11 protein-coding genes are annotated in these 12,626 nt (G+C 71.8%); 5 read left to right on the forward strand and 6 right to left on the reverse strand.

The genetic code is table 11. The features are described from left to right. Positions 1-289: 289 nt before the first annotated feature. From BLW78_RS02490 to BLW78_RS02500, 3 genes are all read right to left on the reverse strand, one after another. On the reverse strand, positions 290-565 hold the full coding sequence (locus tag BLW78_RS02490; RefSeq protein WP_007569077.1) for a CtrA inhibitor SciP: 276 nt from the start codon (positions 563-565) through the stop codon (positions 290-292). Positions 566-656: 91 nt separating this feature from the next. Continuing rightward, positions 657-1,343, reverse strand: a complete 687-nt coding sequence (locus BLW78_RS02495; protein WP_020090831.1) for a flagellar hook assembly protein FlgD — start codon at positions 1,341-1,343, stop codon at positions 657-659. Positions 1,344-1,432: 89 nt separating this feature from the next. Continuing rightward, positions 1,433-2,989 (reverse strand): flagellar hook-length control protein FliK, encoded by a 1,557-nt coding sequence (locus BLW78_RS02500; RefSeq protein ID WP_091676290.1) that lies wholly within the window; start codon positions 2,987-2,989, stop codon positions 1,433-1,435. A gap of 239 nt (positions 2,990-3,228) precedes the next feature. Between BLW78_RS02500 and mnmA the strand changes: the two genes are divergently transcribed. From mnmA to BLW78_RS02520, 4 genes are all read left to right on the forward strand, one after another. Next, positions 3,229-4,383, forward strand: coding sequence for a tRNA 2-thiouridine(34) synthase MnmA (mnmA, locus tag BLW78_RS02505; RefSeq protein WP_091676293.1), 1,155 nt, complete (start codon positions 3,229-3,231; stop codon positions 4,381-4,383). A 25-nt stretch (positions 4,384-4,408) separates the two neighbouring features. Further along, positions 4,409-5,062 (forward strand): class I SAM-dependent methyltransferase, encoded by a 654-nt coding sequence (locus BLW78_RS02510; RefSeq protein ID WP_056531444.1) that lies wholly within the window; start codon positions 4,409-4,411, stop codon positions 5,060-5,062. Next, the gene (locus BLW78_RS02515) at positions 5,059-5,862 is read left to right on the forward strand and encodes a TVP38/TMEM64 family protein (protein ID WP_020090827.1); all 804 of its coding nucleotides are present in this window, start codon (positions 5,059-5,061) and stop codon (positions 5,860-5,862) included. The genes BLW78_RS02510 and BLW78_RS02515 overlap by 4 nt, the downstream gene beginning before the upstream one ends. 210 nt (positions 5,863-6,072) lie before the next feature. Next, positions 6,073-7,560, forward strand: a complete 1,488-nt coding sequence (locus tag BLW78_RS02520) for a sensor histidine kinase (protein WP_020090826.1) — start codon at positions 6,073-6,075, stop codon at positions 7,558-7,560. Positions 7,561-7,595: 35 nt separating this feature from the next. Here BLW78_RS02520 and bioB read toward each other — a convergent pair whose 3' ends face one another. From bioB to BLW78_RS02535, 3 genes are all read right to left on the reverse strand, one after another. Then, positions 7,596-8,609, reverse strand: coding sequence for a biotin synthase BioB (gene bioB, locus BLW78_RS02525; protein ID WP_020090825.1), 1,014 nt, complete (start codon positions 8,607-8,609; stop codon positions 7,596-7,598). 31 nt (positions 8,610-8,640) lie between these two features. Then, positions 8,641-9,756 carry a methyl-accepting chemotaxis protein gene (locus BLW78_RS02530; protein WP_106735891.1) on the reverse strand — a complete coding sequence of 372 codons (1,116 nt, stop codon included), beginning with the start codon at positions 9,754-9,756 and terminating at the stop codon, positions 8,641-8,643. 217 nt (positions 9,757-9,973) lie between these two features. Further along, the gene (locus tag BLW78_RS02535; RefSeq protein WP_091676296.1) at positions 9,974-10,858 is read right to left on the reverse strand and encodes a fumarylacetoacetate hydrolase family protein; all 885 of its coding nucleotides are present in this window, start codon (positions 10,856-10,858) and stop codon (positions 9,974-9,976) included. A gap of 411 nt (positions 10,859-11,269) precedes the next feature. On the opposite strand from BLW78_RS02535, the gene BLW78_RS02540 reads away from it, so the two are divergent. Beyond that, a complete protein-coding gene (locus BLW78_RS02540; protein ID WP_091676299.1) occupies positions 11,270-12,583 on the forward strand; it encodes an OmpP1/FadL family transporter in 1,314 nt (437 codons plus the stop codon). Positions 12,584-12,626 lie beyond the last annotated feature (43 nt).

Below are 12,626 nucleotides of genomic sequence, written 5' to 3' on the forward strand. Positions count from 1 at the left end.
CGTTAATGCGGGGGCGTCCCGCGGGCTCGGATGCGGGCGCTGGAACGACCGAAGCCGCGCCCGGGGTTCGGACGCGGCTTCGTGAGTCCTCGGATTCGACCGGGCCAGCCCCTCGGCGCCGTCTGAGGTCGTCGCTGCGGGCGGGTGGCCTTCGCGTCGGTCCGGGGCCGCGAAGCGGGTCCCTCGACCAGAGTCGCCGACGCGCCGGGTCCGGCATCCGCGGCCTCGATGAGACCCGGAAGCGCCGGCGGCGTCCCGGGATAGGGGCGCCCGGCACGGGCGCCGCGGATCAGTGACGGTAGTGCTGGATCCGGGTCGTCCGCAGGCCGGCGAGGCCGTGCTGGTCGATGGAGAACTGCCAGCTGAGGAATTCCTCTGTGGTCAGCGTGTAGCGCTTGCACGCCTCCTCCAGGCTGAGGAGACCGCCGCGCACCGCGGCCACGACCTCGGCCTTGCGCCGGATCACCCAGCGACGGGTGCTCGGGGGCGGAAGGTCCGCGATCGTCAGGGGGCTGCCGTCGGGCCCGATCACGTACTTCACTCTCGGGCGGCTCGGTTCGGTCATGATACGCTCTACACTCGACTGACCTGTCGAGCATTGAAGGTACTTGTGCCCGCTTAAGAGATGTTGAAGCGAGTCACTCGGATGTGATTCGTTAAGTGCCACTTGTGGACAACCCGATGGTCTGCACGCTGGACAGCGGCACGCGCTGCGAACCGATCACCAGCACCGGCGACGTTCCGCTGAGATCGACCTCGTCGACCGTGCCCGTGAGGCTCGTATCGACCGAAACGCTCGAGCCGGTGGCATCCGTGGCCGCCACCTTGATCGAGTAGTTCCCGTCGGGCGCGGTCAGGCCGGCCGAGGTCTTGCCGTTCCACGTGTAGGTCTGGCTGCCGGCATTGAGCGCGGTGGTCTGCGTGGCCACGACGTTGCTCTTCGAGTCCAGGACCGTGATCACCGCCTTCGAGGCGGCCCGGGCCGGGTTCAGCGTCCAGGAGGCGGAGCCGCCGGACAGCTGCGAGGCGCTGCCGTCGGCCGACACGGTCTTCCCGATGTAGCTCGTGGCCGAGGCCGAGCTCGCCGATTGCGAGGCGCTCAGGATGCTGTCGAGGCGGTCGTTGGTCTTGAGCTGCTGCTCGACGCCGGCGAACTGCACCAGCTGCTGCGTGAACTGGTTGGTGTCCATCGGGTCGAGGGGGTTCTGGTTCTTGAGCTGCGTGGTCAGCAGCGTCAGGAACTGCGTGAAGTTGCTGGCGATCTCGGTGGCGTTGCCGCTGCTGCTCGTGGATGAGCCCGTCGTGTTCGTCGTGCTCGTCAGGCTCGATATACCGCTCGTCATGCTGATCTCTCCTGTGCCGCGTCCTGGCGCAGGGGCCGGATGCGCGTCGTGTCTGTGTGGGTCCGCGATGCGGGCGCCGCGCGTACCGCCTAGATCCTCATGTCGAGGCCGCCGTAGCCGCGCAGGACGCGGATCGGGGCGACCTCGTGCGGGGCTTCCGCCTGATCGCGCGACCAGCCCGTGCCGCCCCCGCGCGGGGAATCGCCCGGCTGACCGCCGCTGCCGCCGCTCTGGGCGCTTCCGTCGCCCCGCAGCGACAGGTTGATCCCGCCGGCCGAGGGATCGAAGCCGGCCTGGGTCAGCGCCTGCTGCAGCTGGCCGGCGTCGCGCTGGAGCAGCGCGAGGGTCTCGGGCCGGTCGACCACCAAGTGGGTCATGACGCGGCCGTGCGCCTTGTCGATCTCCAGCTTGACGTCGATGCGCCCGAGCTCGGCCGGGTCGAGCCGGATCTGGAACTCGTTGGATCCGCGCAGCGACCTCAGGCCGATGGTCATCGGCACTTGGCCGATCGGGATGGGTGGGTCGGTCTGGAGCGACGCGGTCTGCGTCGGCGCGGCGGTCTCCTGGGCGGCGCGCGTCGTGTCCACGGCCTGGCCGGATGTCGCGGGCGGCGCCGGACCACCCTGCGCCGCCGCGGGCAGCGTCTGAAGCGGACCTGCGCCCTGGCCAACGTCGGTCAGGGCGGTGAGGAAATCCTGGGCCGCCGCATCGGACGTCGCGGCCGCCGCGCCGCCGGCCGTCAGGCCGTCGACCGGGACGCTGCCCGGCCCGACTTTGCCGGGTTCGTGACCGGCGCCTGCCGACGCCGTGGCGGTCCCGGCGATGCTGGGGACGGTTCCGGCCGCGCGGCCGCCGCCCTGAGTGTTCGTGCCGGAAGGGCCCGCGGCTGCGCCGGTTCCGGAGAGAGCCGCCGAGCCGTCCTGCGCCGGTGCCGTGCCGGTACCCGCATCCGTCTCAGCCTCGGCCTCGGTCTTGGCCGTCCCGGTCGCGCCGCCCCCCTCGGACAGCGCGGCGATGAGGGCCAGCAGGGAGGCGGACGGCCCCGAGGCCGCGGGTTGCGCGGGGGCCTCGGCCTTCTGCGGCGGCACCGCCGCGTCGGCCTCGGGGCCTGCGGTGCCGGCCGCCTCGGCGGCCGGATCCTGCCCGGCTGCGACGGCCTCGGAATCCTGCTGCCCGGCGGCTCCCGTCTGGCCGGTCTCGGCGGTGCGCGCCGCGCCCGCCTTCGGAGCCTCGGCGCGCGCGCCCGCGGCGGAGGGCGATCCCTCGGCCCGCGCGGCCGAGGCCGGCGCATCCGCCGGCTTGGCGAGGCTGACCCTCTTGTCCGCGACCCGGGCCTCGGTCTGAAGCGCCGCATCCCGGGCGCGGTCGCCGGCCAGCCGCGCGGCGTCGGCCTGATCGCGCAGGTCGGCCTGACGGGCGCGGGCCGAGGCGGCGACGTCGCGCTGATCGGCGGCGCGGGCCCGCGCCGTCGCGGCGTCGTCGCGGGCCTGGGCCGCGCTCAGGGCGGCGCCGAAGCGGTCCTGCGCGGAATTGCCGGCGCGGGCCGCCACGCCCGCGGCCTCCCAGCCCGAACGCTGCGCCTGCGCGTTCCGCGCGAACGGAATCCACGTGGTGACATCCAAACGATCCGCCGCGCCGCTCGCCATTCCGGACTCCTCTGGGCCGCACAGCAGCAAGGCGCGCGCCACCGTGCCGGCCGGATAAGTCTCTGAAAAATCTCGTTCTCTGCTTGCAGCAAGTGGGTCGGACCTGATCGAAGCTGCCGCCCGCCCGGCAGGATCTGCCGAGTGTCCGATCTCGCTGCCCTGGAAAGCCGGGCGAAGTCCCGCTATAGACGGCCCGTGCAGCCAGGGAGCTTCCGGGCCGGCGGCTGCGGACCCTCGCGATGAACGCCCTCGATCTTCCCAAAGCCCCCCACGAGACGCGCGTCGTCGTCGCCATGTCGGGCGGCGTCGATTCCTCCGTGGTCGCGGGCCTGCTGAAGCGGCAGGGCTTCGACGTGGTCGGCGTCACGCTCCAGCTCTACGACCACGGCGCGGCGAGCCACCGCAAGGGCGCGTGCTGCGCCGGCCAGGACATCCACGACGCCCGGGCGGCGGCGGAGCATCTCGGCATCCCGCACTACGTCCTCGACTACGAGGATCGCTTCCGCGACGAAGTCATCGAGAAGTTCGCCGAGAGCTACCTCGCGGGCGAGACGCCGATCCCCTGTGTCGAGTGCAACCGCACGGTGAAGTTCCGCGACCTGCTGGGCCTCGCCCGCGACCTCGACGCCGACGCGCTCGCCACCGGCCACTACGTGGCCAGCCGGGCGCTCCCGGGCGGCGGCCGCGCGCTCCACCGCGCCCTCGATCCCGCCCGTGACCAGAGCTACTTCCTCTACGCGACCACGGCGGAGCAGCTGGACTTCCTGCGCTTCCCCCTGGGCGAGATGGAGAAGACCGAGACCCGCGCGCTCGCGAAGGATCTCGGCCTGTCCCTCGCCGAGAAGCCGGACAGCCAGGACATCTGCTTCGTACCGCAGGGCCGCTACAGCGACGTGATCGCGCGTCTGCGCCCCGACGCGGCGCGGCCCGGCGAGATCGTCGACCTCGCCGGCCACGTCCTCGGCCGGCACGACGGGATCGTGCATTACACGGTGGGCCAGCGGAAGGGCCTCGGCCTGTCCGGGCCCGAGCCGCTCTACGTCGTGCGGCTGGAGCCGGACTCGGCCCGCGTTGTGGTCGGGCCGCGCACGGCGCTGGCCACGACCCGGATCCGCCTCTCGGACCTCAACTGGCTCGGCGAGGGGCCGGTGGCGGCCGTGCGCGACCTGCCGGTGGCGGTCCGCGTGCGCTCGACCCGTCCGCCGCGCCCGGCGACGCTGACGGTCGGGCCGGACGGCGCGGCCGAGGTCGTGCTCGCCGAGCCCGAGGACGGCGTGTCGCCGGGCCAGGCCTGCGCGATCTACGCGGATGACGGCGCCCGGGCCCGGGTCCTGGGCGGCGGCACCATCCGGCGTGTCGACGCGTTGTCGGCCCGGCCCCGCGAGGCCGCCTGATCTCAACCTCTGGAACCTTCGAACGATGCTGAGCGAGCCGCAGATGGCCGGGCCGAGCACGGCCCTGATGCGCAAGGCCTATGCCCGCTGGGCCCCCGTCTACGACGTGGTCTACGACAAGCTCACCGAGCCCGCGGCCCGCGCCGCCGTCGAGGCGGCGGCCGAGCACGGGCCTCGGATCTTGGAGGCCGGCGTCGGCACCGGGCTGGCGCTGGGCTACTACCCGAAGGCGAGCTTCGTCTGCGGCGTCGACCTGTCCGAGGACATGCTCAAGCGCGCCCGCGCCAAGGTCCGGCGCCGGAACCTGGCCCACGTGAAGGGCCTCCAGGTGATGGACGTCTGCCACCTCGGCTACGCCGACGCGAGCTTCGACGCCGTCGTGGCCCAGTTCCTGATCACCCTGGTGCCCGACCCCGAGGCCGCGATGTCGGAGTTCCTGCGGGTGGTGCGCCCGGGCGGCGGCATCGTCCTCGCCAACCATTTCGGCCAGAGCGACGGCCCTCTGGCCCGGGTCGAGGAGGTCGTGGCACCGCTCTGCACGAAGATCGGTTGGTCGTCGGACTTCAAGGCGACGCGGATCGAGGCCTGGGCGCGGCGCAACGGCGTCGAGGTCCTGGGATTGAAGCCGACCTTCCCGGGCGGGTTCTTCAAGATCCTGCGGATGCGCAAGCCCGGGTGAGCGAGACCGGCAACGCCCCCGTCGCCGAAGGCCGCGTCGAGAACCGCGAGGGGCGCTGGAAGCGCCTGCGGCGCTGGCTCCCGCTGGCGCTGCTCCTGACGGTGTCGGCGGTGGTCCTGGTCTCGGGAGCCGCGCAACTCCTCAGCCTCGACCGCCTGCTCGCGTCCCGCCTCTGGCTGCGCGGCTTCGTCGAGGCCGGGTATCTCCGCGCGCTGGTCGCGGCCTACTGCCTCTATGTCGGGGCCGTCGTCGTGTCGGTACCGGCCACGCTGATCCTCACGATGGTCTGCGGCTTCCTGTTCGGCATCGTGCCGGGGGCGCTCACCGCGGTCTGTGCGGCCACGACCGGGGCGGCCATCGTTTTCGCGATCGGCCGCGGGCCCGGCGCCGACCTGCTGCGGCGCATGGGCGGCACGCGCCTCGCCGGGCTGGCCGAGGGCTTCCGGCGCGACGCCTTCGGCTACATCGCGGTGCTCCGCCTCCTGCCGCTGTTCCCGTTCTGGGTGACCAACCTCGCGCCCGCCGCCTTCGGGGTGAAGATGCGGGTCTTCGTGCTCGCGACGTTCCTGGGGCTGCTGCCGGGCGCGGTCGTGTACGCCACCACGGGCGCGGGCATCGAGGACGTCGTCGCCGCCCACGAGGCCGCCAGGGCCGCCTGCCTCGCGACGGGGGCGGGCGGCTGCGACCAGGCCCTGACCCTGCGCGCCCTGGTCACGCCCAAGATGGTTGCAGGTCTCGCGATGCTGGCCGTCTTCGCCCTGGTCAGCATGCTGCTGAGCCGCCGCGCCCGACGCGGCTGAGATGCGCCGCCGAGGCGCGCGATCCGCCACCGGCTGTGTTTTTCGGTGTCTGAGGGCGCGTGCAACCGCTTGGAGGGGGATATCGTATAGTGCTCGCCGCCGGGAGCCTGTATTCCCGCCTGCGAATCTGTGGCTTGCGAACATGTATCCCGCGAAGGCCGAACCCGGCTCGAGCTTTCTCAATCCTCTCTCCGCCGATCCTCATCCGCGATGCCGGCGCGGAGCGTGACCGGCGTGTCCCTCGAGTCCCATCAGGCCGCGGCACCGGCGACGCCGGCGCCCGCACCGGCCCGCGACGTCCCCGAGCGGCGCACCGCGCGCCTCGGCCTGTCCGGGCGCCTGTTCCTCGTCACCGTCGCGTTCGTGGTGGTGGCCGAGGTGCTGACCTACGTGCCGGCGGTGGCCAATTACCGGATCGAATGGATGTCCGACCGCCTGGCGGCCGCGCAAGTCGCCGCTCTGGTGCTCGACGGGCGGACCGGCGAGCCGGTCTCCGAGCCGCTCGAGAGCCGGCTCCTGGCCGGCGTGAACGCCCGCGCCATCGCCGTCCGCGGCGGCGGCGCCCAGCGTCTGCTCGCCATCGAGCCCATGCCCGAGCAGGTCGCCGACACCGTCGACCTGCGCGACGTCACGGCCCTGTCGGCGATCCGGGGCGCGTGGCGCACCCTCGTGGCGCCGGTCCACGAGCCGATCCGCGTGGTCGGGGAGGGCGGCATCGGCTTCGACCGGGTCGAGATCCTGCTCGACGAGGCGCCGCTGCGCACCGCCATGATCGACTACGCGCTGCGCCTGCTGGTCTCCTCGCTGATCATCGCGGCGGCCGCCGCCGGTCTCGTCTTCGTGGTGCTGCAGGTGCTGATCGTGCGCCCCGTGCGGCGGCTCGCCACCAGCATCACGGCCTTCGCGGACGATCCGGAGGATGCCGGGCGGATCATCGCGCCGTCCCGCCGCAGCGACGAGATCGGCCAGGCCGAGCGGGCGCTCGGGCGGATGCAGCGCAGCCTCGCCGACCAGCTCCGGCAGAAGCGGCGACTCGCCGAACTGGGCTTGGCGGTCAGTAAGATCAGCCACGAACTGCGCAACCTGCTGACCGGCGCGCAGCTCCTGGGCGACCGCCTGGAGGGGACCGAGGATCCGACCGTGCAGCGCGTGGCCCCCCGCCTCGTCGGGACGCTGGCCCGCGCGATCCGCTTCTGCGAGGCGACCCTCGCCTACGGGCGCGTCTCCGAGCGGGCGCCGCTCCTCACCAGCACGCCTCTGGCACCGGTCTTCGCGGAACTTCCGGATCTCGCCGCGCTGGCGGCGCATCCGGTCAGTGTCCAGGTCGCGGCGGGCGATCTCTCCGTGCAGGCCGATCCGGAGCAGCTCGGGCGGGCGCTGGCCAACCTCGTGCGCAACGCTGTGCAGGCGCTGGACGGGGCGGCCGTGCCGGAGGCCGCCGTGAGCGTGGTCGCCGCCCGCGCGGCACCGGGCCGGGTCACGATCCTGGTCGCCGATAACGGCCCCGGTCTCCCGGCGCGCGCGCGGGAGAACCTGTTCGCGCCGTTCCAGGGATCCATGCGGTCCGGTGGCACGGGCCTCGGGCTGCCGATCGCCGCCGAGCTGATCGGGATCAACGGCGGCACCCTCACCCTCGACGATTGCGAGGCCGAGGGGCTGAGCGGCGCGCGCTTCCGGATCGTGCTGCCGGAGGGCTGACGGGACCGGACCCGCGGGACGTCGCCCCGCTGCCGCTACTCGGCCGCGGCCCGGACGGGCTCCCCGACCCGGATGCCGAGATCGGCCAGCAGCGCCGCGTCGTCGTCCTGCCCGTTATTGGCGGTGGTGAGCAGCCGCTCGCCGTAGAAGATCGAGTTGGCGCCGGCGAGGAAGCACAGCACCTGGGCCTCGCGGGTGAGGCTCTTGCGGCCGGCGCTGAGCCGCACGCGGGAGCGCGGCATCACGATCCGCGCCGTGGCGCACATGCGCACCAGATCGAACGGGTCGACCGCCGGCTGGTCCTCCAGCGGGGTGCCGGGCACCGCCACGAGGGCGTTGATCGGCACGCTTTCCGGATGGGGGGCGTGGTTGGACAGAACCTGGAGCATCGCGGCGCGATCGGTGACACCTTCGCCCATCCCGACGATGCCGCCGCAGCACACGCCGATCCCGGCCTCGCGGACGTTCGCGAGGGTCTGCAGGCGCTCGTCGTAGGTGCGGGTGGAGATGATGTCCTCGTAGAAATCCGGCCCGGTATCGAGGTTGTGGTTGTAGGAGGTCAGCCCGGCCTCGGCGAGGCGTCCGGCCTGCGAGGGCGTGAGCATGCCGAGCGTCACGCAGGCCTCCATGCCGAGGCCGCGCACGCCGCGCACCATGGCGAGCACCGCGTCGAATTCCGGGCCGTCCTTCGGCTGGCGCCACGCGGCGCCCATGCAGAAGCGCTGAGCGCCGGCGGCCTTGGCGGCGGCCGCCTCGGCCAGCACCGTCTCCACGGGCATCAGCCGCTCGCGCGCGACGCCCGCGCCCTTGTGATGGGCCGATTGCGGGCAGTAGGCGCAATCCTCCGGGCAGCCGCCGGTCTTGATCGACAGGAGCGAGGCCCGCTGGATGTCGGCGGGGTCGTTGTGCCGGCGGTGCACCTGCGCGGCCCGGAACACGAGGTCCATCAGCGGCAGGTCGTGGATCGCGCGGATCTCCGCCACGCTCCAGTCGTGGCGGATGTCGCCGAGGTCGGGCTGCTGGGAACCGGGGAGGGAAGTCGCGCTCATGCGGTGTTTGAGCCGGATCGGCGGACAGAAATCAAGCGGGCCTCGCGCCCGATCCTCCGACCGAGGGGTCGGTCTGGACGATCATGCCGTACCAGCCCAGCCCGCGATAGGTCTCGTATCCCGGTGTCCGATGGTACGCCGTGACCGTGCCCGACCGCGGATCCCGCACGACTCCGCTCGTCTCGCCGTCCATCCGGCAGGAGACCCGCTCGGTCAGGAGACCGACCTGATCCGAGGCGGCCAGCACCCGGCCGCCGGCATCGACCAGCAGGGCGCGGGTGCGCCCTCGATCTTCCGGCGCGACCCGGATCCCCGAAACGATGGCGTGGGCCTGCGGTGCCCAGTCGAAGTGGATCGCCAGGACGCCGAGAGGTGCGCCGGTCGCCTGACCGCCCGCCCGCACGCTCGCCGCGTAGGTGGCGACCTGCGCGCCGCCCAGCGCATCCTCCTGCCGCACGTCGGCGCAGACGAAGGCGTCGCCGCTCTCCAGGGCGAGCGCCTCCCGGAACCACGCTTCCCCCGCGACGCTCCGGCCCTGCAGTCCCGGGTAGCGATCGGCGCGGCCGGTCGCGAGGATGCGGCCGTCCAGGCCGCAGATCCAGAGATCGAGATAGACCGTGTAGGCCGAGAGGATGATGCCGAGGCGGTCGCCCGCGAAGGCCGCCGCGGCCGGGCCGGGATCGGCCGCGCAGGCGACGACGGCGGCGTCGGTCGCCCACCAGCGCACGTCGCAGGTCCGCTCGTAGAGGTTGCGATCGATCAGCTCGACCGCGTTGAGCGCGAGATCGACCAGGCGTTCTCCCTGGACGCGGCCCGCCATCGTCTCGACGGTGCGCTGCAGCTCGACGATGCGGCCGGACAGGTGAAGCTCCAGCTCGCCGGCGATGACGTCCACGGATTCGCCGAGGGCGCGCACTTCCTGGGCGACGACCGCGAAGCCGCGTCCCTCATCTCCGGCCCGCGCGGCCTCGATGAGCGCGTTGAGGGCGAGGATCTTGGTCTGCGCCGTGATCCGCCGGATCCGGCCGGTCTTCTCCTGCGCCGCCTGCTTGACGGCATCGGCCAGGATCTCGATCGACCTGAGCGTCGGCGGCTCGGACTCCGATCCGGAGGTCCGGCCATTGGGGAAATCAGTTTTCGCACTCATGCCGGGCCCGATCGACGAGGCAGGCATTTTACAGCTATAATATAATACAGTCTTAACCGATCAAGGCCGGCGATATAACTTACAATACTAAAATCAATCCATAATTCAATCGAGAGTATATAGGTCCCGTCGGTCGCGGGTGCCGGGCGCTCGCCATTATCGGTGACGTTGCCCGGGCGCGGGGCCGCCGTCCGGGCTCGGGCGGCGGCCCCGTCTGTCAGTGCGTCGGCTCGCCGGCCGAGACCTTGGAGGTCCAGTCGTCGAAGGCGATGACCTTCTGCCGCTGCTCGCCGAGCCGGTCGATGCGCAGGACCATCTCGTCCCCGGCCTTGAGGTAGCGCGGCGGCTTCATGCCGAGGCCGACGCCAGGCGGCGTGCCGGTGGTGATCACGTCGCCCGGCTCCAGCAGCATGAAGTGCGACGCGTAGGCGACGAGTTGGGGAACGTCGAAGATCATCGTTGCGGTCGAGCCGGTCTGACGGCGCTCGCCGTTCACGTCGAGGCTCATGGCGAGGTTCTTCAGGTCGGGAATCTCGTCGAGGGTCACCAGCCATGGGCCGAGGGGGCCGAAGGTCGGCGCGCTCTTGCCCTTGGTCCAGGTCGGACCGCGGTTCATCTGCCACTCGCGCTCGGAGACGTCGTTGCAGATGCAGGCGCCCGCAACGTAGCTCAGCGCCTCGTTGGCGTGGACGTAGCTGGCGCGCCGCCCGATCACCACGGCGAGCTCCACCTCCCAGTCGGTGCTGTGCGACCCCTTGGGAATGATTACCGTGTCGTTCGGCCCGCACAGGCTGGACGGGGCCTTGTTGAAGATGATCGGCTCCGCGGGGATCGGCGAGCCGGTCTCGGCGGCGTGGTCGGCGAAGTTCAGGCCGATGGCGACGACGTTCCGGGTGCCGCCGACGCAGGGGCCGAGCCGCACGTCCGGGGGCAGCTTCGGCAGGGTCTCGGGATCCAGGGCGCGCAGCCGCGCCAGCGAGTCGGGCGCGAGGGCCGGCCCGGCGATGTCGCGCACGATGCCCGACAGGTCGCGCAGCCCCCCGCTGGCATCCACGAGGCCGGGCTTCTCGTCGCCGCTCGGGCCGTGCCGGAAGAGCTTCATGGCCGCACTCCTCATCCTTCCCTGAACCGGTCTGCGCCGGACGCCGGGACCATGGCCGGGCCTCGACCCGGGTGCAAGGCCGGCCGCGTCGGCGTGTCGGTCCGCCGGGTGTCGCCGCAGGGCAACAGGACGGCGGAAAAGTGCAGGGTCGGCGACGTTCGGATATATTGTTCCTGTCGCCATCTCGGTGTGACAGCTCGGATCAAGACTGAAAAATCTCAATCATCACGGGCTTTCGCTCGTGAAGGTGCCGTTTACCGCTCCTTATCTACTACTATTCCTCTCGGTGCCGAAAATGGTCGGGGTCATTGCGGTTCCGCACCCGAAACCGGCACCATGCATGGAAGGTCGCCGCATAACGGGTCTCGAACAATCGACGGCGCCCAGCAGAACGAAGGCTTGGGGGAAGAGATGGGCGGGACGGTTCGCGCTGCGATGCTGGCGGCGACGGCGGTGGTCCTCGGCGCCGGGCAGGTGCAGGCGGGGGCGTTCGGGATCCGGGAGCAGAGCACCGAGGCCCAGGGGCTGGCCTTCGCGGGCGCGGCGTCGGGATCGGGCGGCGTCTCGTCGATGTTCTGGAATCCCGCGACAATCACGATGAACCCGGGCTTCGTCGCGGAGCAGAACTTCACCTATATCGGCCTGTCCTCGGAGATCCGGCCCGCGCCGGGCACCAATCCGGGCTTCGCGCGGCTGGGCGGCTCGGGTGAGCTGGGCCAGGGCGCCGTCGTGCCGGCGGGCGCGACCTCGTACCAGCTGAACGACCGCCTGTGGCTCGGCCTCTCGACCGGCGCCCCCTTCGGCCTCGTCACCAAGCCGCGGGACGTGTGGGCCGGCGAGGTCTACGGACGCTCGTCGCGGATCTTCTCGCTGGCGATCAACCCGGTCATCGGCTTCAAGGTCAACGAGTGGCTCTCGATCGCGGCCGGCCCGAACATCGAGTATTTCCGCCTGACCCTGCGACAGGCGCTGCCGATCCCCGGCATCCTGCCGACCTCGTATCCGAGCTCCTTCCTCAAGGGTGAGTCCTGGGGCGCGGGCTTCACCGCCGGCGCCACGCTCACGCCCCGCGACGGGACCGTGCTGGGCATCGGCTACCGCTCGTCGGTGCACCACGACATCGACGGCTCGATCGGCGTCCCGCTCGTCGCCCTGGCGCCGCTGGCCGGACAGGTCCGCGCCAAGCTGAACACGCCCGAGAAGCTGAGCGTCGGCCTGACCCAGGCGGTCTCGCCGGTGGCGCGGGTGAATCTCGGCTTCGAGTGGGACAACTGGTCGAGGCTCGGCACCATCGGCATCGTGTCGAAGACGATCGGCCTGCCGGTGAACAACCTGCCGCTCAACTACAAGGACGGGTTCACCTACGCGGTCGGCGCCGAGTACGACGCGTCGCCGAACCTGACGCTGCGGACCGGCTTCGCCTACGAGACCTCGCCCATCGACTTCCGGAACCGCTCGGTGCGCCTGCCGGACGGCGACCGGTACAACGTCTCGGTCGGCGCCAGCTACCGCTGGAGCCAGCAGCTGACGCTGAACCTCGCCTACTCGCACTTCTTCCTGGACCGCTCGCGGATCCTCGCGGGCATCGGCCGCGACTACAACATCAGCAACATCGCCTTCGCGGGCGTGGTGGATTCCAGCGCCGACATCGTCTCGGTGGGCTTCCGCTACGTCTTCGGCGCGCCGCCGGCCCCGGTCCCGGCGCCGCTCGTGCGGAAGTATTGACGGGCAGCTCCGGTCGTGTCCGTCGCTGCCGCCGTCTTCGCGA

Source organism: Methylobacterium sp. 275MFSha3.1, assembly GCF_900108435.1.
GTDB lineage: Bacteria > Pseudomonadota > Alphaproteobacteria > Rhizobiales > Beijerinckiaceae > Methylobacterium.

What these genes read in the sequence shown, in the direction of transcription:
- BLW78_RS02530 (WP_106735891.1), bottom strand. Translation starts at nt 9,756, where the DNA reads ATGAGTGCGAAAACTGATTTCCCCAATGGCCGGACCTCCGGATCGGAG.
- BLW78_RS02540 (WP_091676299.1), top strand. Translation starts at nt 11,270, where the DNA reads ATGGGCGGGACGGTTCGCGCTGCGATGCTGGCGGCGACGGCGGTGGTC.
- bioB (WP_020090825.1), bottom strand. Translation starts at nt 8,609, where the DNA reads ATGAGCGCGACTTCCCTCCCCGGTTCCCAGCAGCCCGACCTCGGCGAC.
- BLW78_RS02520 (WP_020090826.1), top strand. Translation starts at nt 6,073, where the DNA reads ATGCCGGCGCGGAGCGTGACCGGCGTGTCCCTCGAGTCCCATCAGGCC.
- BLW78_RS02510 (WP_056531444.1), top strand. Translation starts at nt 4,409, where the DNA reads ATGCTGAGCGAGCCGCAGATGGCCGGGCCGAGCACGGCCCTGATGCGC.
- BLW78_RS02495 (WP_020090831.1), bottom strand. Translation starts at nt 1,343, where the DNA reads ATGACGAGCGGTATATCGAGCCTGACGAGCACGACGAACACGACGGGC.
- BLW78_RS02500 (WP_091676290.1), bottom strand. Translation starts at nt 2,989, where the DNA reads ATGGCGAGCGGCGCGGCGGATCGTTTGGATGTCACCACGTGGATTCCG.
- mnmA (WP_091676293.1), top strand. Translation starts at nt 3,229, where the DNA reads ATGAACGCCCTCGATCTTCCCAAAGCCCCCCACGAGACGCGCGTCGTC.
- BLW78_RS02490 (WP_007569077.1), bottom strand. Translation starts at nt 565, where the DNA reads ATGACCGAACCGAGCCGCCCGAGAGTGAAGTACGTGATCGGGCCCGAC.
- BLW78_RS02535 (WP_091676296.1), bottom strand. Translation starts at nt 10,858, where the DNA reads ATGAAGCTCTTCCGGCACGGCCCGAGCGGCGACGAGAAGCCCGGCCTC.